Genomic DNA, 22,671 nt, shown 5'->3' on the forward strand with positions numbered 1-22,671 from the left:
ATCCCTTGGCATGGCATCGCTTGGCAGGAGCAAGCGGACGTGGCCCACGACCGTGGGTTCACTCCCCCGCAGCTCGGGTCATCGCGCGGGCGACCCGGCTGCCCGCGGGTTGTCCCCGTTGGGGATCTTGCCTGAGGGGGTTCCGACCCTGAGCGCTATCCGAACAGGCGGCGCTGGATCTCCCGCCGGTACTCCTCCAGCGTCCTGTCGAGATGTGCCGCCGTGGCCTCGGCCGCCTCGTCGGGCCGGCCGTCGCGAATGGCCCGGTAGATCACCTCGTGCTCCACGACCGCGGACTCGGTGCCTTCGCCGAGCGAGTCGTGGATCCCGATCGCGCTGGACTGCCGCTGCAGTCGTCGCGCGTCACGCACGGCGCTGACGAGGAAGGTGTTGTGCGAGGCCGCGGCCACGGACATGTGGAAGTCCTCGTCCGCCTGGTTGAATTCCTCGACCTGCCCGTGGACGAACCCGTGGCGGCACTGTTGCATGGCCACCTCGATGGTCCGCAGCTCGGCGGGCGTGGCACGGGTGGCGGCCAGACTGCTCGCGGCCATCTCCTGAACCCTGCGGAACTCGAACAGCATGAGTACGTGATCGAGGTCGACGGGGCGGAAGAAGCCGCCCCAGCGACTGGTGATGAGCATGCCCTCGTCGTCCGCGACGAACAGTCCACGGCCCTTTTGGGCCTTGACCCGGCCGAGCGCCGAAAGGATCTTCACGGCCTCCCGCACCACCGCCCTGCTGGTGTCCAGAGTCTGGGCCAGATCATTCTCGGTGGGCAGCCGATCGCCCGCCACCAGACGGGACTCGGCGATGAACTCAAGGATCCGCTCCGCCACGATCTCGTAGCCGGGCCGGTAGTCACGCCGCTCGTCCGCGCCGTTCACCGCCGCCGCAACGGTGGGTGCCTGCGTCGGCAAGGCCGCCTGGGCCGCGGGCGTGTCGTTCATCTGTCCTGCCTCCTGGCTGACGCAACTCTGCGGCTTATCGCTGTTGAGCCGCGGTAATCGTAGCGCAAGCATCAATGAGTCGTACTCATTTGGCAAGTAGATCCACATCGTGGAGCCCGATCTTCCATCCCTACATAGGGTGACTTATCAGGAATTTAAGGCCATCGCGTTGCGTCATCACTCGCAAATCGATGAGAAGAAGGCCGCACAAACCCTTGACGGCCCCCTCGATAAGGCGCCTAATTTCTTCCGCAGCGGCATGCGGAACGGCCGCCGCGGTATCCGACGCCCGACCGGTTCGGCCAGGTGTCGCCCATTCCTCGCGCCACCTGCCCGTCTCGGGGCGCCCTGTACAAGCAGTGGAGTCGCACATGACCGTCAACAAGCCTTCGTCCGGCCGGGAGAGAGTGTCCGGCAAGAGGCGCGCGGCGCTGCTGGCCGCCGGCGCCGCCGCCGCGGCGCTGACCCTGACCGCCTGCGGCGGTGGCACGACGGGTGCGGCGACGAGCAAGGACGGCTTCGCTCAGGCGCCGCAGAAGAAGGACGGCGCGCTGACCGTCTGGGTTGACGCGACCCGCATGGACGCCGCGAAGCTGTACCAGAAGCTGCACCCCGAGGTGAAGCTGAACATCGTCAGCTACGACGGTGACGCCAACGGCTCGAACTACCTCCAGACCAAGGTCCAGTTGTTCAACCGCACCGGCAAGGGCTGGCCGGACGTCGTCTTCAGCTCCCAGAACAACGAGGCCAGCTGGGCGGTCGACGCCGGCTTCGCCGCACCGCTCAACAAGGGCCTGGTCGACGACGCGACCCTGGGGCAGTTCGCGAAGGGCGCCAACGACGTCTGCACGGTCGACGGCAAGGTCTACTGCCTGCGCAACGACCTCTCCCAGGCGGTGCTCTGGTACAACGCGCCGCTGCTGAAGAAGTTCGGCTACTCCGTGCCGACGACCTGGGAGGAGTTCCAGGCGATCGGCGAGAAGGTCGCCAAAGAGCACCCCGGCTACCTAGTGGGTGACGCCGGTGACTCCTTCACCCCCGAGATCTACCTGTGGGCGAGCAAGTGCGGCGCCAACCACATCACCGGCCCCAAGGCCGTCTCGGTGAACACCAGCAGCGAGGCCTGCACCAAGATGGCCAAGCTCCTGGACGTGCTGATCAAGAACAAGTCCATGTCCATCAGCGGCGTCTTCAGCACCGACTTCGGCAAGAACGAGGCCGACAAGGTCCTGCTCATGCCTGGCCCGGCCTGGTTCGGCGGCGCGGTCTTCCGCGACACCCTGAAGGTCCCGGCGAAGCAGATCGCGGCGGCTCCGATCCCGCAGTGGCAGGGAGACAGTTCGACCTCCACCGGCAACGTCGGCGGCGGTACCTGGCTGCTGTCCCAGCACTCCACCCACATCAAGGCGGCGACCGACTTCCTGAAGTGGGTCACCACCGACAACGCCTACCAGGGTGAGAAGGCGCCGGGCTACCCGGCCTACGCGCCCGCGGCCGAGGTCTGGCTGAAGGGTCAGGGCACCGCCGGCTACTTCGCCAGCGACCTGAACGCGCTCAAGACCGGGTCCTCCCAGGTCTGGCCCGAGTGGGGTTCCGGCCAGTTCAGCCAGGAGGCGATCTGGGCCGCCACCGTCAAGCCCGCCATCACCCAGGGCAAGACCATCGAATCCCAGCTGCCCGCGTGGCAGGACTCCATCGTCAAGTACGCCAAGTCCAACGGATACAAGGTCTCCCAGTGACGGTCGTCAACTCCTCGACCAGCTCTGCCGGTCGGCGCCCCCGTGGCACCGACCGGCGGAGCCGGGCCGGCATCGCTTTCGTCGCCGGCTACGTGATCCTGCTGATCGCGTTCGGTGTCCTGCCCACCGGGTACGCCGTCTACTTCGCGTTCACCAACGCCGGCGGCACGTTCAGCGGCTTCAGCAACTTCATCACCACGGCGCAGGACTTCCGCTTCATGGATGCCGTGGGCCATGTCGCGGTGTACCTCCTGTTCTGGCTGGTCTCACTCGTGGTGTTCGTGGTCGGCCTGTCGCTGCTGCTGCACCGCCTCTCCTCGGGCGTCGCGAGCAAGAGTCTGCGCTTCCTCTACTACATCCCCGGAGCCCTCGCCGGCGCCGCGAGTGTGCTGGTGTGGCTGTTCATGCTGGACCCCTCGGTGAGCCCGGTCAGTTCACTGCTGGGCACGCTGGGATTCCACACCTTCGGTGAGGTCATCGCGCCGGGCAACCTGGCTCTGCTGTTCACGATCATCGCGTTCTGGACCGGGGCGGGCGGCTGGATAGTCGTCATGTACGGCGCGCTCAACAACATCCCCAAGGACGTCATGGAAGCCGCGCACATCGACGGCGCGAACGCCTGGCAGACCGCATGGTGCGTGCAGATCCCGATGCTCCGCAAGTGGATCGTGTACATGGTGATCCTGGCCTTCGCGGCCGGTGCCCAGCTGTTCGTGGAGCCGCAGTTGCTCTCGCTCGCCAGCGTGGGCGTCGCCGGACGCGACTACTCGCTGAACCAGCTGACGTACGACTTCGCCTTCCAGATGAACAACATCAACGGCGCCGCCGCGGTGTCGGTGGAACTCCTCGTCGTCAGCGTGTCGGTCGCCGGGATCTTCGTCGCACGGTCCGGGTTCTTCGATGCCGACTGACACCACCACCGTCGGACAGACCGCCGTCGGACCGGCGGCCGCCACACCACCCACGAAACAGGGACCAGGTTTCATGAGCCGAACACATCTCCAGGCCCCTGCGCGGCGGCGTCCCACGCGTAACCTGGTGCCCCGCCTGCTGACCGGCTCCTTCCTGGTCGTCTTCCTGGTGTTCTTCGTGCTGCCGGTGCTCTGGCTCGTCCTCGCGGCGACCAAGACCGACCAGCAGCTCGTCCACGGCAACCCGCTGTCCATCGGCTCCTGGCACGCCTTCAAGGCCAACTGGGACGCCCTCACGGGGTTCCAGGACAACGCCATCATGCAGTGGCTGGGCAACTCCACGCTCTACGCGGTGATCTCGCTGGTCATCACCCTGTGCGTGACCATTCCGGCGGGGTACGCCCTGGCGATGACGGAGTTCCGCGGCCGGCACAGCCTGCTGGTCGCGACCCTGGTCGTGATGCTCATGCCGACCGCCACGCTGGTGGTGCCGCTGTTCCTTGAGGTCAACGCCGTGCATCTGATCGGCTCGATGTGGTCGATCATCCTGCCGTACTCGTTCTACCCGTTCGGCGTGTACCTGACGTACATCTACTTCAGCACCGCCGTACCGAAGGACCTGCTGGCGGCGGCACGGATGGACGGCTGCTCGGAGTTCGGCGTCTTCCGGCACATCGCGCTGCCGCTGGCGACACCGGTCATCGCGCTCGTGGGCTTCTTCAGCTTCGTCGCCAACTGGACGAACTACTTCCTGCCGTACGTGATGCTCCCCGAGAGCAGCCAGATGCCGATCCAGGTCGGTGTCGGCAGCCTGCTCAGCAATGTGCCGTCCTTCAACCCGGCCGTCGGCACGACCGCGATCGAGCGTCCGCAGCTGGCGCTGGCCACGCTGGTGGCCATCACACCCGTGCTCGTCGTCTTTCTCTTCGCCCAGCGCTTCCTGGTCAGCGGGATGCTCGCCGGCGCCACCAAGGAGTAGGCCGGGCCGACGGCTCCGGCATGACGCCCCGAGCCGACGCCCGTCCACCCGCCCGCTGTACCCGGCGCGCGCTCCGCGCCGCCGCCCCGAACGGAGAACCTCGCCATGCCCTTCAGCCCTTCCGACAGCACGTCGGGTGACGACGCTGCGGCCGCCGGCCGGCCGGCACCATCCGAGGTCCAGGCCCAGGTACCGGTGCTCGAACCACCGGGCTGGGCCGTGTCCCAGCGAGCCCTGTTCGACCTGCTCGACCACTCCTGGCGCCGCTTCGACCGTGACTTCACCGGCCCGGACGGACGCTTGAACTACACCCAGCCGCTCACCTCACGCGACGGTGTGGACGACTTCTACGAAGTGTTCTTCAACTGGCCCCAGTTGTACCTCCTCGGCGGCGCCGACGATCTACTCCCCGCCAGTGAGAAGCACTGGGAGGGCGTGACGAAGCAGCTGACCGAGCTGGACATGCTGCGCGACGAGTACGAACGCGGCTACGACTGGTTCCACCAGGGCGAGAGCCTGCTCCTGCTCTTCTTCCTGTGCATGGCCGCCCCGGACCGCTGGTCCGAACGCGCCCTGCGCTTCGCGGAGTTGTACGTCGACCCGGCCAAGGGCAACTACGACCCCGAGCACCGCATCATCACCCGCCCCCACAACGGCAGCGACCCCGACCGCACGGGCCTCTTCGACGGCGACGTGTACCCCTGGCTGCAGAAGGAGGCCGACACCTACGGGTATCCGCTGGAGTGGATCCCCGAGGCGGAGGGCGGTCCGTTCCCGCTCTCGGCGGATCCGCGTCTGGGCGCGCAGATGCGCGACCGGATGGGCGTCGGAGACACCGCGCTCAACCTCGGCGCGGCCGGACTGGCCCTCAACGCCTGGATCCTGTCCGGCGACGACCGCTACCGCGACTGGATCGTCGAGTACGTGGGCGCCTGGCGTGAGCGCACGGAGGCGAACGACGGTCTCATCCCCGACAACGTCGGCCCTGACGGGGTCGTCGGCAGCCTGCTGGAGGGCCGCTGGTACGGCGGCCACTACGGCTGGTCCTGGCCGCACGGCTGGCACAGCATCGGAAGCGCGGCCTGCGTGGCGGCACTCGCGGCGGCGACGGTCACCGGGGACGACGACTACCTGTCCATGGTCCGTACCTCGCTCGACGCCCTCATCGCCCGCGGCAAGGTGATGCCCCACACCGAGGCCGACTCCAGTCTGCCCTCCAAGTGGCGGGTCGAGCTCGGCCCGGACGTCACCACGCCCACGCTCCACCTTCCGTTCCGGCGCAACGACACGGGCTGGTTCGACTACAACCCCGCCACCCCGCCCGTACCGGTGGCCCTGTGGCACCACTCGTCCTCCGACGCCGACCGCAAGCGGCTGGAGGGACTGCGCGAAGCCGAGGGGATCGACTGGCGCACCGTCCGGCCGTTCCGCGCCAAGGAGGAGTCCGGGCACGAGAAGGCATGGTTCGCCTTCCTCGCCGGCGACGACCCCGACTACCCGGAACGCATCCTCGCCACCGCCCAGGCCCAGATCCGCCACCGCCTCAAGCGCATCGACCGCTACCGCGACCTGGACGTCCCCGAGGCCGACATCCACGTGTGGCAGCAGTCCAACCCCGTCGCCACCGAAGCCCTCGTCCAGCTCACCTGGGGCGGCCCCCAGGTGCTCTACAACGGCGGCCTGCAGCAGGCCCGGCTGCGCTACCACGACGCCGAGGCCCGCCGCGCCGGACTGCCGCAGGACGTGGCCGCGCTGGTCACCTCCATCGACCCCGAGGCAACCACCGTCGAACTCGTCAACCTCGCCCCCGAGACGGACCGCACGGTGATCGTCCAGGCGGGCGCCTTCGCCGAGCACACCATCACCGCCGTCCGCTACACGACCGCGGACGACGGCTGGATCGGCGACATGTACGACTACGGCCACACCGAGCCCGTCGTCACCGAGGCGGAACTGCCGTGCGACAGCCCGTTCCTGACGGTGCGTCTGCCCGCGTCCACCCGGATCAAGCTCGTCCTGCGCCTCGACCTCCGTGCCAACACCCCCAGCTACCGCACCCCGTTCGACACCCCGGCCGACGAGTCCGTCCCGAGCACGGATGAGAACACGGGGGGAGACAGCGCATGAAGCGCATCGCCCAAACCATCAGACTCCGGCCCGAGCACCGGGAGAAATACCTCGAACTCCACTCCGCCGTCTGGCCCGGAGTCGAAGCCGCCATGCACCGGGCGCAGATCCGCAACTTCGGGATCTTCCTCCACGGTGAGGTGCTGTTCGCCTACCTGGAGTATCACGGCGACGACTTCGAGGCCGACATGGCCACCCTCGAAGCCGACCCCGAGACCCAGGAGTGGTGGAAACTCACCGACCCCTGCCAGGAACCCTGGCCCGACCGGGGCGACTCACGCCAGTGGACGGAACTCACCGAGATCTGGCACCTCAGCCCGCCGCCCGGTGACGCCACCGTCTGACCTGGCCCGCTCCTGACCGACCCGATTTGGAACCTCGCCGTGACTCCATCATGACTCCATCCCCCACACCCGTCCTCATCGACGCCCACCACCACCTGTGGGACCTCGACCAGCGTCCGCAGACCTGGCTCGACGACCCCGCCCTGGCAACGATCAACCGCACCTTCACCCCTGGCGACCTGCGGACCACCGCCACCCGGCCCATCGCGGGCCGCCGTCTGCACAGCACGGTGGTCGTGCAGTGCGTACCGGAGGTGCCCGAGACGGAGGACCTTCTGGCGCGCGCGGAGCGGGAGCCGCTGATCGGGGCCGTGGTCGGCTGGGCGGACCTGACGTCCCCGGCGATCGGTGAGGTGCTGGACCGACTTCTCGCCGGGCCCGGCGGTACGTATTTGCGGTCCCTGCGTCATCTCGTGCAGGGCGAGACGGATCCGGGATGGCTGCAACGCCCAGATGTCGAACGCGGGTTGACGGCGGTCCGGGACCGCGGGCTCTGCTACGACGTGCTGGTCCGCAGCCACCAGCTCGACCAGGCGATCCGGCTGGCCGAGCGGTTCCCGGACCTGCCCCAGGTGCTCGACCACGCCGGCAAGCCGTCGATCGCCGACGGTGAACTGGCCGACTGGGAACGCCAGTTGCGCCTGCTGGCCGCACACCAGCACGTGGTCTGCAAGGTGTCTGGCCTGATCACCGAGGCGGACCACGACAAGTGGACCGTCGACGACATCCGCCCGGTGTGGGACGTCCTGCTCTCCACCTTCGGCCCCGACCGCCTGATGTTCGGCTCCGACTGGCCGGTGGCGAACCTCGCGGGCGGCTGGAACCGCTGGGCCGCCACGGTGGACGAACTGCTCGACGGATCTTCCGCCGACGAGACCTCGGCGATTCTCGCGGGCACCGCGACCACCTTCTACCGCCTCACTCGTACTGAACGGACCTTGGGATCACGATGACGCTTGCTGCCCGCTACATGGCCGCCCGAACCCTGGACACGGCTCCGGTCGAGTTCTCGGAGCCGGGTCCCGGGGAGGTGTTGCTGGCTCCCGCCTACGTGGGGATTTGCGGTACCGATCTGCACATCTTCCACGGCGATATGGATGCGCGGGTCCAGACGCCCGCTGTTTTGGGGCATGAGATGTCCGGGCGGGTGGTGCGGGTCGGGCCGGGTGTGGAGGGCTGGGCGCCCGGTGACGCCGTGACGGTGATGCCGCTGCGCTGGGACGACACCTGCCCGGCCTGCCAGGCCGGGCACCAGCACATCTGCCAGCGCCTGGACTTCATCGGTATCGACTCCCCGGGTGCGATGCAGCAGCGCTGGACGGTGCCCGCCTCGACGCTGATCCGGCTGCCGGGCTCACTTGCTCTGGACCGGGCCGCGCTGGTGGAGCCGACGGCGGTGGCTGTGCACGACGTGGGCCGGGCGAAGGTCGCCGAGGGTGAAAAGGTCGTGGTGGTCGGTGGCGGGCCGGTGGGTGTGCTGATTGCGTTGGTGGCGCGGGCGGCGGGTGCCGAGGTGCGGGTGGTGGAGCTGAGTGCTCACCGTCGTCTGCTGGCCGAGGAGTTGGGGCTTGCCGTCTGGGACCCGGCCGCGGACGACATCGGCGCCCTGGTCGGCGAGTGGACTCGGGATGCGGGTGCGGATGTCGCGTTCGAGGTGTCCGGTGCGGCGGGCGGCGTGGACACGGCGGTGGACGTGCTGGGCGTGCGCGGCCGGCTCTGCCTGGTCGCTATTCATCCGCGGCCTCGTGAGGTGAACCTGCACCGCTTCTTCTGGCGCGAACTGACCCTGATCGGCGCCCGGTTGTATGACCGCTCCGACTTCGAGCGGGCGGTGGTGCTGGTCGCGGACGGCACGGTTCCGGCCGAGCGGCTGATCAGCAAGGTGGTCCCGCTGACCGAGGCGCCGGCGGCGTTCGAGGCGCTGGAGGGCGGCGGTGACGTGATGAAGATCCTGGTGGACTGCACCGACGACGCGCAGGGACTGGCCGTATGACCGCCTTCGACCTGACGGGGAAGCTTGCCGTGGTCACCGGGGCGCGGCGGGGTATCGGCCGGGCGATGGCCCGCGCGCTGGCCGGGGCGGGTGCGGACGTGATCGGTGTGAGTGCCTCGCTGGAGGAGTCCGGCAGCGAGGTGGAGAAGGACGTCCTCGCCGCAGGCCGCACATTCGAGGCGATCCGGACCGACTTCGCCGACCCCGCCGCAGTACGCGCGCTGGGCGCTGACCTGGCCGGGCGCGAACGCCCGGTGGACATCCTGGTCAACAATGCGGGCACGATCCGCCGTGCTCCGGCGGCCGAACACAGTGACGCGGACTGGGAGTTGGTGCTCCAGGTCAACCTGAGTGCGCAGTTCGCGCTGACCCGGGCGGTGGGTGCGGCGATGGTGGCCCGCGGCCGGGGGAAGGTCATCTTCACCGCGTCGCTGCTCAGTTTCCAGGGCGGTATCACGGTGCCCGGTTATACCGCGGCCAAGCATGGCATCGCGGGTCTGACGAAGGCGCTGGCCAATGAGTGGGCCGGGCGCGGGGTGAATGTCAACGCCATCGCCCCGGGTTACATCGCCACCGACAACACCCAGGCGTTGCAGGACGACCCGGTGCGCAGCAGGGCGATCCTGGAGCGGATTCCGGCCGGCCGCTGGGGTGACGCCGATGACCTGGCGGGTGCGACGGTGTTCCTGGCCTCGGACGCCGCGGCCTACGTGCATGGCGTGGTGCTGCCCGTCGATGGCGGATGGCTGGGCCGGTGACCGGCGCCGACCTGGCCGGCGTGCTGGCCGGAGCCCGTCTGCTGCCGGTGCTGACCGTGCCGTCCACGGCGACGGCCGACCCGCTGGCCGACGCGCTCGCGGCGGGTGGCGCGCGGTGTGCCGAGGTCACCTTCCGCACGCCGGGCGCCGAGCGGGTGCTCAAGACGATGGCGGCGCATGGGGAGCTGGCCGTGGGGGCGGGCACGGTCCTCACGCCGGAGCAGGCGGAGGGGGCGGTGGCGGCCGGGGCCCGTTTCGTGGTCTCGCCCGGCTTCGACGAGGACGTCGTCGCCAGGTGCCGGGAGTTGGGGGTGCCCGTGGTGCCGGGTATCGCCACCGCCACCGAGTTGATGCGTGCCCTGAAGGCGGGCCTCGACACCGTCAAGCTTTTCCCCGCCGAATCCCTTGGCGGCCTGCGTGCGCTGCGGGCGCTGGCGGCGCCGTTCCCGGGCGTGCGTTTCGTGCCGACCGGCGGGATCGACGCCTCCCGCATGGCCGGCTATCTCGCCGAGCCGGCGGTCCTTGCGGTGGGCGGCAGCTGGATGGCACCCGTCGCCCATCTCGACAAGGGCGACTACGCGGAGATCCGCCGCCTGACGGCCGACGCGGTGGAGAGGAGCACGACGTGATCGACGTGGTGGCCCTTGGTGAGGTGATGCTGCGTTTCGATCCGGGGGAGGGGCGGATCCGCACCACCCGCTCCTTTCAGGTCTGGGAGGGTGGCGGTGAGTACAACGTGGTACGCGGGTTGCGGCGCTGCTTCGGCCTGCGCACGGCCGTCGTCACTTCGCTCGCCGACAATGCGGTGGGCCGGCTTGTCGAGGATCTGATGCTGCAGGGCGGTGTCGACACGTCGCTGATTCGCTGGGTGCCGGACGACGGCATCGGCCGCACCGCCCGCAACGGCCTGAACTTCGTCGAGCGCGGCTTCGGTATCCGGGGCGCGCTCGGGGTCAGCGACCGCGCGCACAGCGCCGTCTCCCAGCTCCGCAAGGGGGACGTGGACTGGGACGCGGTGTTCGGGGCGGGGGTGCGCTGGTTCCACACCGGCGGCATCTTCGCGGGTTTGTCCGACACCACGGTGGATGTCGCCGACGAGGCGATGGCGGCGGCCCGCCGTCACGGTGTCACGGTTTCCTACGACCCCAACTACCGCCCGAGCCTCTGGGCCGGCCGCGGTGGACCGGAGCGGGCCCGCGAGGTCGATCTGCGGCTCGCCCGGTACGCCGACGTCGTCGTGGGCGCCCTGGGCCTGGCCGGGGCGTACCCGGGACAGGCGCGCGTCGGGGCCGACGAGGTGGCGGACGCGCTCGCCGAGGTGGCCGGCCTGCTCCCCGGCGCGCAGGTGCTGGCGACGACCCTGCGTGAGGTCCCGTCGGCCGGAGTGAACGACTGGTCCTCGGCCGCGTGGTCGGCGGAGACCGGCTTCGTCAGCGGCCCGCGGATGCCCGGGCTGCAGGTCCTGGACCGCATCGGTTCCGGTGACGCCTTCGCCGCGGGCCTGATCCACGGCCTGCTGGGCGGCACCGGCCTGGAGCGCGCCCTGGCCTACGGCACCGCCCACGGCGCGCTCACCATGACCACGCCCGGAGACGTCTCCATGGCCTCGCTCGCCGAGGTCGAGGCACTGATCGCGGGTGCCTCCGCTGCTGTCAGACGCTGACCGGCGTCTCCACCCGTACCAACAGGGAGCATCACTTGCGCCTCCGGAAGATCCAGAACACTCCGGTCGCGGTCACCGAGCTCGGTTTCGGCGCCTCGGTGATCGGCAATCTGTACCGCGTCACCCCGAGTTCCGACGCAACTGCTGCCATCGACGCGGCCTGGGAGGCCGGCCTGCGGTATTTCGACACCGCACCGCACTACGGCCTCGGCCTCTCCGAACGACGCCTGGGCGCCGCTCTGAAAGGCCGTCCCCGAGAGGAGTACGTCGTCTCCTCGAAGGTGGGCCGGCTGCTGGTGCCCAACGAGGAGCCACGCGGGGTCGACACCGACGGCTTCGTCGTCCGCGACGACCTGCGCCGGCAGTGGGACTTCAGCCGCGACGGCGTACTCCGCTCCATCGAGGACACGCTGCAGCGCACCGGCCTGGACCGGCTGGACATCGTCTACCTGCACGACCCCGACGACCACTGGCGGCAGGCCGCGGAGGAGGCCATGCCCGCTCTCGCGGAGTTGCGCGACCAGGGTGTGATCGGTGCGATCGGCGCCGGCATGAACCAGTCGGCGATGCTCGCCCGCTTCCTGCGAGAGACCGCCGCCGACGTGGTGATGCTCGCCGGGCGCTACAGCCTCCTCGACCAGTCCGCGCTGGACGACGTCCTGCCCGCAGCGCAGGACCTCGGCAAGAGCGTCGTCGCGGTGGGTGTCTTCAACTCGGGACTGCTCTCCCGCGACCGGCCCGCCGAGGGCATGAAGTACGACTACCAGGACGCCCCGGTCGACCTCGTCCACCGGGCGTCGGCCATCGCCGAAGTCTGCGAGCAGCACGGCACCACGCTGCCCGCCGCCGCCATCGCCTTCCCGCACACCCACCCCGGCGTCGTCAACGTCACCCTCGGCATGCGAACCGCCGAACAGGTCGAACGCAACGCCGAGCTCCATCGTCGGCCCGTCCCCGCCGGCCTCTGGGACCATCTCCGCGCCGAAGGCCTGATCAGAGCCGACGTACCGAGCTCGGGTTCTCGGGTTGCGCCGACTCCTATGGTCGCGACGCCGCAATTTCATCCGATATCTAGAGGGGAGTCCCTGTGAAACTGCTTCGAATCGGGGCAACGGGAGAGGAAATCCCGGCAGTCCTCGGCGAGGACGGACGCATATTCGCCCTTGCGGAGCTGACCGGTGACATTGACGGGGAGTTCCTCGCCACCGGCGGGACCGAAAGAGCCGCGGCTGCGCTGGCCGCAGGGCAGTTGCCCGAGGTCGACCCGGCCGGGCTGCGCATCGGCGCGCCCGTCGCCCGCCCGGGCAAGCTGGTGTGCGTCGGCCTCAACTACCGCGACCACGCGGCGGAGACCGGTGCGGTCGTCCCCGAGCGGCCGGTGGTGTTCATGAAGGACCCGGCGACCGTCATCGGCCCGTACGACCAGGTGCTGATCCCGCGCGGCTCGGTGAAGACCGACTGGGAGGTGGAGCTCGCGGTCGTGATCGGCCGGGAGGCCCGCTACCTGACGAGCCCGGACGAGGCGGTGGCCCACATCGGCGGATACACCATCAGCCACGACGTCTCCGAGCGTGAGTTCCAGCTGGAGTACTCGGGGCAGTGGGACCTCGGGAAGTCCTGCGAGACCTTCAACCCGATGGGGCCCTGGCTGGTCACGCCGGACGAGGTCGCCGACCCGCAGGCGCTCGGCTTGCGACTGGCCGTCAACGGTGAGACGAGGCAGGCCGGCGACACCAAGAACATGATCTTCGAGGTCGGATACCTGGTCTGGTACCTCAGCCAGTACATGGTGCTGCGCCCCGGCGACGTCATCAACACCGGCACCCCGGCCGGCGTGGCCCTCGGCCTGCCCGGCACCCCGTACCTGCGCGAGGGCGACACGGTCGAGCTGTCCATCGACGGCCTCGGCGCCCAGCGCCAGACGTTCATCAACGCGTGAAGGGCGCCGTGATCCCCGGCTCCGACCAGTCCTCCGCCCGCGTGGTGTCGTGGACCTCGGCCGACGGTCACGAGGACCACTTCACCATGCACCAAGAGGAATCCCAGGCATGACGACTACCGACCTCGAAGGGCTCACGGCACTGGTCACCGGAGGCGCCTCCGGGATCGGCCTTGCCACCGCGTCCCTGCTCGCGGAGCGCGGCGCGCGGGTCGCCGTCCTCGATCTCGACCCCGCATCGCTGAAAGAACCGCTACGGGGCTTCACCGCCGACGTCTCCGACGACACCTCCGTACGCGCGGCGGTCGACGCCGCGGCCGCGGCACTCGGCGGGATCGACATCCTGGTCAACAACGCCGGCATCGGTGCGACCGGCAGCATCGAGGACAACCCGGACGAGCAGTGGCACCGCGTCCTGGACGTCAACGTGCTCGGGCTCGTCCGTGCCACCCGGGCCGCCTTGCCGTATCTGCGCCGATCCGCCCACGCCTCGGTGGTCAACCTCGGCTCCATCGTCACCACCACGGGTCTGCCGCAGCGCGCGCTGTACTCGGCGAGCAAGGGGGCTGTGTTCTCGCTGACCCTCGCCCACCGGACGAGACGGAGCCGCTCCTCGTGTTCAGCACGGACAGCACCCGCTTCGGCTACGGCGTCTCGGCGCCCGGCAACATGGTGAGCACCCAGCCGTTCACCGTCTGGGACCTGCCGCACAAGCGCGTTGTCAGCACACTCGACCTGCCCGGCGCACCGGTGGTCGGGGCCGCTCTCGGCCCGCTAGGGCGCACCCTGCACATCACGCGTCTGACAGCCGCCGACCGCATATTCGACGAGGTGTGGGACACCCGCAGCCGACGGCGCGTGGCCGTGCCGGCAGGCCCGGCCGCGCAGGTTCCGACGCTCCGCGGCGACGGACGGCTGCTCGTCGGCGACAGCGCGGTGTCCCGGCCCCCGAGCTGGCGGGGGGCCGCTGCGGACCTCGTCCATGGCAGCCCGCTCGGCGCCCTGGCCTTCGCCCCCGACGGCTCACGGCTGGCGGCCGGTGACCGGACCGGCCGGGTCATCCTGTGGGACGGGGACCTGCGCCACCGCACCGGAATGCTGCCCAGCACCTTCCAGCCCCCGCTCGACGGCTGTCTCGAAGCGGTGACGGCCCTCGCCTTCAGCCCCGACGGACGCACCCTGGCGGTCGGCGGGGACAACGGCGGCCTGCAACTGTGGGACGTGCCCACGGGGCAGCCGATCGGCGGACTGCTCACCACCCCCGGAGAGGCCGTGTACACCCTCGCGTTCGGCCCCGACGGCACCACCCTGTACGCGGGCAGCGCCCACGTCCCGCTCCAGCGCTACGACATCGACCCCGCACATGCCCTGTCCCGCGTGTGCGCCCGCGCGGGCGGGCCGGGGCCCAGCCGCGCCCAGTGGCACACGTACGTGCCGGACGCCCCGTACCGGCGAGTGTGCCGAGCCGGGTGAGGCAGAGGGCCACGGCGGGAAGGGCCCTTGCGCTGTGCCCGCCCGGACGGGAGGAACGGACGGCGTAATCCATGAAGTGGGTGAGGGCCTCCGGCGGCACAGGGGGGTGTGCGGCCGGAGGCCACGGGCCCGACGGCCGGCACAGGGGGGAAGCGTGCCGCCGTCGGGCGCCTGGTGCCCGCTCACCGGGCCGCCCAGCGTGGTCGACGCCGGGTGGTCCGGGCTGGCGAGGCCTACTTTTCCGTGCACGGCGTTGATCGGCACCCCGGTTCGATGACGGAAATCAATCGGCGTGGGAGGGACGCCTGCCGGTTCTCATGGGGGCAACCCCGCTGCTATGCCGAGACGATCCGGCCAGTGGCGCCTGGGCTTCGATCCGCAACCTGGAGGTCTACGACCGGCCCTTGAGCACGGCGCGATGTCCGCGACGGCTCGGACGCCGACTTCCCGCCGTCACCAAGTGACCCGTCAAGTGGCCTTGGAACGGAGGCAAGTCGGCCTCGGCGAGGGTTCGTACCGCGATGCGCGGGCGATCTCGTCCGCCGGACCGCGTGGACGAAGGTGGGAGGCAGGCTAGAGGGGCGTCGACGCCGACGGCACGAACGGTGCCCCGTGTCCCGGCACGATCAGCGCCGGGCCGAGGGCCAGGACCTTCTCCCTGGCCGCCCGCAGTTGCTCGCGGTCGGGCGCGAAGGGGTCGTCGGCGGGTCCCTCGGAGGTCCACCACAGATGGGTCAGGACCACCAGGCCCTCGGTGGCCCTGACCAGGGTGCTGACGTCCTCGGCGGTGTGGCCCGGGGTCGTCATGAGCGTGATCGACGGCGACAGCTGGTAGCCGTCGGCATCGCGGTCCTCCCAGATGTCGTTCTGGTAGATCGCCATGTGGTCGTGGAAGCGGGCCTCGGGGAACAGGGCCGCGTTCAGCGTGTGGTCCGGGTGGTGGTGGCTGAAGATCACGTCGGTGACGTCTTCGGGGTTCAGTCCGTGCTGCGCGAGCGGGTCCAGGATGAGTCGGCGGTCCGCGACCATGCCGGGATCGGAGATCGCGACCGTCGCGCCGTCGACGAGCAGAGTGACGGTACCGGCCACCCGCTCGTCGGCGTAACCGGTGGTCAGGACGTGGAAGGCAGCGGTCACGGGGGGCTCCTCGGGTAGGGGTGCGTGCGAACGGCTGAGGACGACCCGGCCTCCGGCGCAGCCGGAACCGGAACGGGAACCGGGCACGCCCCTCTACGCCCCGGCTGCCTCGATGAATGCGCGTACGGCGGTGCTCGGGTCCCCCGAGCGGACCAGCGCCTCGCCGACCAGCACCACTTCGGCTCCCCAACCGCGGTACTCCGCTACGTCCTTCGGGCCGGTCACTCCCGATTCCGCGACCCTGACCGTGCCTTCGGGGATGCCCGTCACGAGGTCGGCGAACACCTTGCGATCCACGTCCAGCGTTGTCAGGTCCCGCGCATTGATGCCGAGGAGCTCGGCTCCCGCAGCGACAGCGCGCCGCACTTCGTCGGCCGTGTGCGCCTCCACGAGCGGCGTGAGACCCAACTCCTTGCACAGCCCCATCAAGTCGGCGAGCTGACCGTCGTCCAGCGACACGACCATGAGAAGCGCAAGATCGGCGCCGTGCGCGCGGGCTTCCCACAGCTGATAGGGGTCGACGATGAAATCCTTGCGCAGGACGGGCACATCGACCCGTGCGCGTACGGCGTCCAGATCGGCGAGGGAGCCGCCGAAACGCCTGCTCTCGGTGAGCACGCTGATCGCAGCGGCACCGCCGGCCGCGTACTGGGCCGCGAGGGACGCAGGGTCGGGAATGTCCGCCAGCGCGCCCTTGCTGGGGCTCTTTCGCTTCACCTCGGCGATGATGGACACCCCGGGCGCGCGGAAACCGGGCAGCGGGTCGAGCGCGGGTGCCGCGTCCGCGACCCGGGAGCGCAGCTCCGCCAACGGCGTCGCACGCTTGCGCTCCTCCAAGTCCTCGCGAACTCCCTCAAGGATCCCATCAAGTACGCTCATCGTCATCTCCCTGTCGAATCGTCTGCAGCTGCGGACGTCCCCCGGCTTGAGTGAGGCCGTGCATCACCCACGTCCAAGTGGTGCACGAAGAAGGTTATTCGGATCGATCATGGCGTGCGTACCGGCCGGCCACGGGGCGCGGAAGTTGAACTTCTCGCGGATGGTCCGTGAAGTGGGTCGTGATCTTGGAGTCCGGCTCGTACACCTGCCTGACGGCCGCGGTCCGGCTCAGGCGGGTGTACCGGGCGGGGTCAGGCGCACCAGGGCCGCCCCGTGAGCGGGCAGTTCGAGACGCAGGTCACGTCTGTCGTGCGGGATGTGGCTGTGTGATCGACCTGGTGCAGCTCAACACCGCGGCCGCCATCCCCTTCCTGTACTCCTCGCGCGGCTACGGACTGCTGTGGAACAACCCCGCCACCGGCCGCGTCGAGCTGGGCTCCGACACCACCCGGTGGACCGCCGACGGCGGCGGGCGCGTCGACTACTGGGTCACCGCGGGCGACACACCGGCCCAGATCATCGACGCGTACCCGACCGTCACCTCGGGCCGGACCCAGGACGTCACGCTGATCAGCCGCCGAGGCATCACGGCCGTCACCACCTCCGCGCAGGTCGGCCCTCCGTGCTCGGCCCGCAGGCGCGGAACATCTCCCTCGGCGCCGGGCAACGCACCCCGATCACGGTCTCCCTGCCGACGGGCACGTAGCCCCAGCCGCGCCGCAGGCCGGAGCAGAGTGTACGCAGCAGGGGCATCCGTGGCCACTGTCCCGCTCCCCCGGCCTGCCCTCCCCTCCACCACACTCAGGAGCGTTTGTGTATCAGCCGAGACCGGTCCACGTCGGCTATCTGCTCGTCTATTTCGTCGGCAACCCGTCAGCCGACGACGAACGGATCCGGATGGCACTGAGCCACGGCAACGACCCGTTGCGCTACCGGGAACTGAACGGCGGAGAGCCCGTCTTGGCCTCCGGCGTCGGCACCCGGGGACTACGCGACCCGTTCGTGATCTGCTCCCCCGATGGCGACCGCTTCCATCTGATCGCCACTGATCTGCGGACGTCCGGCGGGGACCACGACTCCGGGGAGAGCGTCTGGGACAGAGCCGAGCGCGCCGGCAGCAAGTCCATCGTCGTCTGGGACTCCACCGACCTGGTGAACTGGACCGACGAGCGCCTCGTCGAGGTGTCCCCCGACAACGCCGGCAACACCTGGGCGCCGAAAGCCTGTTACGCGGACGAACTCGGCACGTACGTCGTCTTCTGGGCCTCGAAACTCTTCGCGGAGGACGACCCCGATCACACGGGCACGACGTACAACAGGATGCTGTACGCCACCACCTCGGACTTCCGCACCTTCAGCGAGCCCAGCATCTGGCACGATCCGGGGTACGCAGTGAACGACTCGGCCGTGATCAAGCACAACGGGGTCTACTACCGCTACACCAAGGACGAGCGGGAGCAGACACCTTCCGTGCCCACTGCGAAGCTCCTCATCGCCTCGCGCGGATACGCGAGAGCATGGCCACGCGGCGGCGACCGATTTCAGACCACGACGGCTCGCCCCGGTCGACCGGTATCGAGCAGTCGCACGGTCGGTCGGGATCCTCTCCACCGCAGGCCCGCACGCTTCGAACGAAGGAAGACGAGCACCACCCATGCAGTCGCTCCCCCGCAGCGCGGTACGCCTTCTCCCCGGCCCGTTCCTGGACGCACAGGCCACCGCTCTCGACTACCTGCTGTCTCTCGACACCGACCGGCTCCTGGCGCCCTTGCGGCGCGAGGCCGGCCTGCCGCCGACTGCCGAGTCCTACGGCAACTGGGAGAACTCGGGTCTCGACGGACACACCGTCGGGCACGCCGTGTCGGGTGCCGCTCTCATGAGCGCGGTGACGGACGATCCCCGGCCGAAGGCCATGGTCGAACGTCTGGTTGAGGGCATCGTCGAGTGCCAGGACGCCCTGGGCACCGGCTACGTAGGGGGCATTCCCGACGGCGCCCGGCTGTGGCAGCGGGTCGCCGCGGGGCAGGTGGAGCGGGACTCGTTCGAGCTCGGTGGCGCCTGGGTGCCGTGGTACAACCTGCACAAGCTGTTCGCGGGCCTGCTGGACGCGCACCGGCACACCGGTTCGGACCTGGCGCTGACCGCCGTCCGACGGCTGGCCGACTGGTGGGACCACCTGGCGGCGGGGATGGACGACGACACCCACGAAGCCATGCTCCGCACGGAGTTCGGCGGGATGTGCGAGGTCCTGGCGGACCTCGCCGACGTCACCGGCACGGACCGCTACGCCGACCTGGCGCGGCGCTTCCTCGACCGTTCCCTGCTCGGCCCGTTGACTGAGCACCGCGACGTCCTCGACGGGATGCACGCCAACACCCAGATCGCCAAGGCCGTCGGATACCAGCGGCTCGGCGAGGTCGACGGCGACCCCGGCCTGCGGGACGCCGCCCGGTTCTTCTGGCAGACCATGGCCCGGCACCGGACGTACTCCTTCGGCGGCAACTCCGTACGCGAACACCTGCACCCCCGCGACGACTTCAGCTCCGCATTCCAGTCGCCGGAGGGCCCCGAGACCTGCAACACGTACAACATGCTCAAGCTGAGCCGCGCGCTGTTCCTCGAAGAGCCGGACGCCGAGGTGCTCGACCACTACGAGCGCGCGACGGTCAACCACATCCTGTCGTCCCTGCATCCCAAGGGCGGGCTGGTGTACTTCACACCGGTGCGACCGGGCCACTACCGCGTGGTGTCAACCCCCCAGAGCTGCTTCTGGTGCTGCGTCGGCACCGGGCTGGAAAACCACGCGAAGTACGGCGAGTTGGTCTACACCGCCGAGGGCGGCGACGTGTTCGTCAACCTCTTCATCGCCTCCCGCCTCAGCCTGCCCGAACAGAACCTGGTGCTGGAGCAGACCGGGACGGCCCCCTACGACCACGAGGTCGAACTCGTCGTACGCGGGGTTCCCACCACCCCGATGGCGATCCACGTACGCGTCCCCAGCTGGCACGAAGGGACGCCACAGGTCCGTATCAACGGTGCACCGCCCGAGGACGGACCCGCCCCGCTCACGACGCGCCGCGGAGCAGGCGGACAGCCTCTGACCTACGTGCGACTGGAGCGGGCGTGGCACGAAGGGGACACGATCACCATGCCGCTTCGTCCGCGCATCAGCGCCGAGCTGCTCCCCGACGGCTCGCCGTGGGTGTCGTTCCGCTTCGGGCCCACCGTCCTCGCGGCCGAGGGCGACCGGAACGACCTGGTCGGGCTGTTCGCCGACGACTCCAGGATGGGACATGTCGCCGACGGCCCGTTGCGCCCCCTGGAGCACCTGCCCGTCGTGCTCGCTCCGAGCGCCTCGGATCCGGCGGCCGGCGTACGCCGACTCGCCCCGGACCGGCTGGCGTTCACTCTGGAGCACGTGGACGCGCGAGCGGGCGAGTCCGTCACCCTCGTCCCGTTCGCCGGCATCCACGAATCCCGCTACCACCTCTACTTCCCCCTGACGGAACCGGAGCGGCTGCGCGAGCGGCGGGCGGAGCTGCGCGCGGCCGACGCGGCGACACTCGCGCTGCACGACCGCACCGTTGACGCCGTTGCCGTCGGCGAGCAACAGCCCGAAAGCGACCACCGGTTCGAGGGGCGGGACACGTGGTCGGGCCTCACCGACGGGCAGAGGTGGCGGGCCGCCACGGGATGGTGGTCCTACCGCCTGACAGACGCGGACGGCACAGCCACCGGCCTGCAGGTGACCCACCTCTCGGACCCCGGTGCCGGATCGACCCGCGTGCTGGTCGACGGCCATGTGCTGGCCACGCTCACGCCCTTGTCGCATCCCGAGGGCGAGGAGATCTCCCAGGTACTCCCGCTGGACGCGAACCATGGTGCCGGGACCGCCGAGATTCGTTTCGAAGCGGTTGGCTCCGCAACCACGATCCGGCTGCGCGAGGTACGCCTGGTCCGCTGATGCGACCGCCGATCATGGGCGGGTGCGCGTGGTCGGCGGCCTCCGTCACCTCAGCGTTGTCGTTCCGAAGGGGAGGGGTTCGCCGGAGCGCAGGTGTTCCCTCAGCCACCGCTCGGTGTTGCTCACGTGCAGCAGTGCGGCGGCCTGGCTGAGGGCGGCGTCCCGGGTGGACAGCGCGTTGAAGATCGCCTCGTGCTCGGCGAGAGTGCGGGCCGCGGCCTTGTCGTCGACCAGACCGCGCCAGATACGGGCGCGCAGGGTGCGGCCGGAGATCCCTTCGAGAAGGGTGAGGAGGGTCTCGTTGCCCGTGGCCGCGACGACGGCGCGGTGGAAGGCCGCGTCGTGGGCGTTGAGCTCACCGACGTCGTCGCGAGCCTCGCGCATGGCGTCCAGATGCCGCTTCACCTCGGCCAGTTGGGCGTCGGAGATCCGGGTGGCGGCAAGGGCCGTGGCGATCGGTTCGAGGAGCCGCCGTACCTCCATGAGGTCCTGCAGGGCGACCGAGTCGCCCTGCAGCAGTTCCACCGCACCGCCGAGCCCCTCCAGGAGCAGGCTCGGCTGGAGGCTGGTCACATACGTGCCGTCGCCCCGCCGGACCTCCAGGACCCGCGCGACGGCCAACGCCTTGACCGCTTCCCTGGCGAGGTTGCGGGACAGCCCCAGCTGCGCGGCCAGGTCCGGCTCCGGCGGGAGCTTCGAACCCGGAGGCAGGGCACCGGTCCGGATCAGCTCACGGATCTGCTCGATGGCCTTGTCCGTCAGAGACACCGTTCATCCCTCCCCCCACCGTGCCCCATGAGCACGTCCGACCTGATCAGCCCCTGCGCGCGGAGATCGTCCCAGAGGCCGTCCGGGATGTACTGACCATGGAGTTCCACGTTTCGTCCGACCTGTTCCGGAGTTCGCATGCCGAGGGTGACGTTGATGATACTGGGGTGGGTGTGGGGGAAGGCGATGGCGGCGGCGGGCAGGGTGGTGCCGTGCTGCTCGCAGACGTCGGCGATGGCTTGTGCGCGTGCGACGAGTTCGGGTGGGGCGTCCTGGTAGTCGTACTTCATGCCCTCGGTGGGGCGGTCTTGGGAGAGGAGTCCGGAGTTGAAGACGCCGACGGCGACGACGCTTTTGCCGTGTTCTTGTGCGGCGGGCAGGATGTCGTCCAGTGCGGACTGGTCGAGGAGGCTGTAGCGGCCGGCGAGCATGACCATGTCGGCGGCGGTCTCGCGCAGGAAGCGGGCGAGCATCGCCGACTGGTTCATGCCGGCGCCGATCGCGCCGATCACGCCCTGGTCGCGGAGGTCGGCGAGGGTGGGCATCGCTTCCAGGGCGGCTTGGCGCCAGTGGTCGTCGGGGTCGTGCAGGTAGACGATGTCGAGGCGGTCCAGGCCGGTGCGCTCAAGGGTGTCCTCGATGGAGCGCAGTACGCCGTCGCGGCTGAAGTCCCACTGGCGGCGCAGGTCGTCGCGGACGACGAAGCCCTCGGTGTCGACGCCGCGCGGCTCCTGGTTGGGCACCAGCAGCCGGCCCACCTTGGAGGAGATGACGTACTCGTCGCGGGGGCGGTGGCGCAGGGCGGCGCCGAGGCGTTGTTCGGACAGGCCGAGGCCGTAGTGGGGTGCGGTGTCGAAGTAGCGGATGCCGGCGTCCCAGGCCGTGTCGAGGGCGGCTGCCGCGTCGGCGGCGGGGGTGACCCGGTACAGGTTGCCGATCACGGACGCCCCGAAACCGAGCTCGGTCAGTGAGACGGACGTTTTCTGGATCTTCCGGAGGCGCAAGACGTGCTCCTGGGATACGGGTGACGGGCGCCGGCCTGGGGCG

At 69.9% G+C, this 22,671-nt stretch carries 20 protein-coding genes and 1 pseudogene; 15 read left to right on the forward strand and 6 right to left on the reverse strand.

The window, feature by feature from the left end; translation table 11 throughout:
* Nucleotides 1-155: 155 nt before the first annotated feature.
* Nucleotides 156-950 (reverse strand): FadR/GntR family transcriptional regulator, encoded by a 795-nt coding sequence (locus OG870_RS06360; protein ID WP_266527097.1) that lies wholly within the window; start codon nucleotides 948-950, stop codon nucleotides 156-158.
* A 371-nt stretch (nucleotides 951-1,321) separates the two neighbouring features.
* Here OG870_RS06360 and OG870_RS06365 point away from each other — a divergent pair, with 371 nt between their 5' ends.
* The 14 genes and pseudogenes from OG870_RS06365 (at nucleotide 1,322) to OG870_RS06430 (ending at nucleotide 14,876) form a co-directional block, all read left to right on the forward strand.
* Nucleotides 1,322-2,689 (forward strand): ABC transporter substrate-binding protein, encoded by a 1,368-nt coding sequence (locus OG870_RS06365; RefSeq protein WP_266586456.1) that lies wholly within the window; start codon nucleotides 1,322-1,324, stop codon nucleotides 2,687-2,689.
* On the forward strand, nucleotides 2,686-3,600 hold the full coding sequence (locus OG870_RS06370; protein WP_266586454.1) for a carbohydrate ABC transporter permease: 915 nt from the start codon (nucleotides 2,686-2,688) through the stop codon (nucleotides 3,598-3,600). The genes OG870_RS06365 and OG870_RS06370 overlap by 4 nt, the downstream gene beginning before the upstream one ends.
* Nucleotides 3,601-3,673: 73 nt before the next feature.
* Entirely contained in the window at nucleotides 3,674-4,579 is a 906-nt protein-coding gene (locus OG870_RS06375) for a carbohydrate ABC transporter permease (RefSeq protein ID WP_266527103.1), read from the forward strand.
* Between the two features lie 105 nt (nucleotides 4,580-4,684).
* On the forward strand, nucleotides 4,685-6,706 hold the full coding sequence (locus OG870_RS06380) for a hypothetical protein (RefSeq protein WP_266586452.1): 2,022 nt from the start codon (nucleotides 4,685-4,687) through the stop codon (nucleotides 6,704-6,706).
* Nucleotides 6,703-7,050, forward strand: a complete 348-nt coding sequence (locus tag OG870_RS06385) for an L-rhamnose mutarotase (protein WP_266586450.1) — start codon at nucleotides 6,703-6,705, stop codon at nucleotides 7,048-7,050. Before OG870_RS06380 ends, OG870_RS06385 begins: the two co-directional genes overlap by 4 nt.
* A gap of 50 nt (nucleotides 7,051-7,100) precedes the next feature.
* Nucleotides 7,101-8,003 (forward strand): amidohydrolase family protein, encoded by a 903-nt coding sequence (locus OG870_RS06390; protein WP_266586448.1) that lies wholly within the window; start codon nucleotides 7,101-7,103, stop codon nucleotides 8,001-8,003.
* Nucleotides 8,000-9,043 (forward strand): zinc-dependent alcohol dehydrogenase, encoded by a 1,044-nt coding sequence (locus OG870_RS06395; RefSeq protein ID WP_266586446.1) that lies wholly within the window; start codon nucleotides 8,000-8,002, stop codon nucleotides 9,041-9,043. Before OG870_RS06390 ends, OG870_RS06395 begins: the two co-directional genes overlap by 4 nt.
* Nucleotides 9,040-9,801 carry an SDR family oxidoreductase gene (locus tag OG870_RS06400; RefSeq protein WP_266586444.1) on the forward strand — a complete coding sequence of 254 codons (762 nt, stop codon included), beginning with the start codon at nucleotides 9,040-9,042 and terminating at the stop codon, nucleotides 9,799-9,801. Before OG870_RS06395 ends, OG870_RS06400 begins: the two co-directional genes overlap by 4 nt.
* Complete coding sequence (locus tag OG870_RS06405; protein ID WP_266923283.1) at nucleotides 9,786-10,430, forward strand: bifunctional 4-hydroxy-2-oxoglutarate aldolase/2-dehydro-3-deoxy-phosphogluconate aldolase; 645 nt, start codon at nucleotides 9,786-9,788, stop codon at nucleotides 10,428-10,430. Before OG870_RS06400 ends, OG870_RS06405 begins: the two co-directional genes overlap by 16 nt.
* The gene (locus tag OG870_RS06410) at nucleotides 10,427-11,464 is read left to right on the forward strand and encodes a sugar kinase (RefSeq protein ID WP_266841648.1); all 1,038 of its coding nucleotides are present in this window, start codon (nucleotides 10,427-10,429) and stop codon (nucleotides 11,462-11,464) included. The genes OG870_RS06405 and OG870_RS06410 overlap by 4 nt, the downstream gene beginning before the upstream one ends.
* Before the next feature lie 35 nt (nucleotides 11,465-11,499).
* Complete coding sequence (locus OG870_RS06415; protein ID WP_266841647.1) at nucleotides 11,500-12,555, forward strand: aldo/keto reductase; 1,056 nt, start codon at nucleotides 11,500-11,502, stop codon at nucleotides 12,553-12,555.
* Nucleotides 12,552-13,403, forward strand: coding sequence for a fumarylacetoacetate hydrolase family protein (locus OG870_RS06420; protein ID WP_266527124.1), 852 nt, complete (start codon nucleotides 12,552-12,554; stop codon nucleotides 13,401-13,403). Before OG870_RS06415 ends, OG870_RS06420 begins: the two co-directional genes overlap by 4 nt.
* A 109-nt stretch (nucleotides 13,404-13,512) precedes the next feature.
* Nucleotides 13,513-13,992 (forward strand): annotated as a pseudogene (locus tag OG870_RS06425) (SDR family NAD(P)-dependent oxidoreductase); the annotation flags it as partial.
* Nucleotides 13,993-14,018: 26 nt separating this feature from the next.
* A complete protein-coding gene (locus OG870_RS06430) occupies nucleotides 14,019-14,876 on the forward strand; it encodes a WD40 repeat domain-containing protein (RefSeq protein ID WP_266586440.1) in 858 nt (285 codons plus the stop codon).
* A 573-nt stretch (nucleotides 14,877-15,449) separates the two neighbouring features.
* Here the strand turns inward: OG870_RS06430 and OG870_RS06435 are convergent.
* The 3 genes from OG870_RS06435 to OG870_RS06450 form a co-directional block, all read right to left on the reverse strand.
* Nucleotides 15,450-16,013: an MBL fold metallo-hydrolase gene (locus OG870_RS06435; RefSeq protein ID WP_266527130.1), complete on the reverse strand. Its 564-nt coding sequence runs from the start codon at nucleotides 16,011-16,013 to the stop codon at nucleotides 15,450-15,452.
* A gap of 93 nt (nucleotides 16,014-16,106) precedes the next feature.
* Nucleotides 16,107-16,892: an indole-3-glycerol phosphate synthase TrpC gene (gene trpC / locus OG870_RS06440; protein ID WP_266586438.1), complete on the reverse strand. Its 786-nt coding sequence runs from the start codon at nucleotides 16,890-16,892 to the stop codon at nucleotides 16,107-16,109.
* Nucleotides 16,893-17,373: 481 nt separating this feature from the next.
* Nucleotides 17,374-17,559, reverse strand: coding sequence for a hypothetical protein (locus OG870_RS06450; protein ID WP_266588667.1), 186 nt, complete (start codon nucleotides 17,557-17,559; stop codon nucleotides 17,374-17,376).
* A gap of 987 nt (nucleotides 17,560-18,546) precedes the next feature.
* On the opposite strand from OG870_RS06450, the gene OG870_RS06460 reads away from it, so the two are divergent.
* On the forward strand, nucleotides 18,547-20,856 hold the full coding sequence (locus OG870_RS06460) for a beta-L-arabinofuranosidase domain-containing protein (RefSeq protein WP_266586436.1): 2,310 nt from the start codon (nucleotides 18,547-18,549) through the stop codon (nucleotides 20,854-20,856).
* A 45-nt stretch (nucleotides 20,857-20,901) separates the two neighbouring features.
* On the opposite strand, the gene OG870_RS06465 is transcribed toward OG870_RS06460, so the two are convergent.
* Entirely contained in the window at nucleotides 20,902-21,624 is a 723-nt protein-coding gene (locus OG870_RS06465; protein WP_266527140.1) for a FadR/GntR family transcriptional regulator, read from the reverse strand.
* On the reverse strand, nucleotides 21,615-22,628 hold the full coding sequence (locus tag OG870_RS06470) for an aldo/keto reductase (protein WP_266527143.1): 1,014 nt from the start codon (nucleotides 22,626-22,628) through the stop codon (nucleotides 21,615-21,617). Before OG870_RS06470 ends, OG870_RS06465 begins: the two co-directional genes overlap by 10 nt.
* Nucleotides 22,629-22,671 lie beyond the last annotated feature (43 nt).

This window comes from Streptomyces sp. NBC_00461 (assembly GCF_036013935.1).
GTDB lineage: Bacteria > Actinomycetota > Actinomycetes > Streptomycetales > Streptomycetaceae > Streptomyces.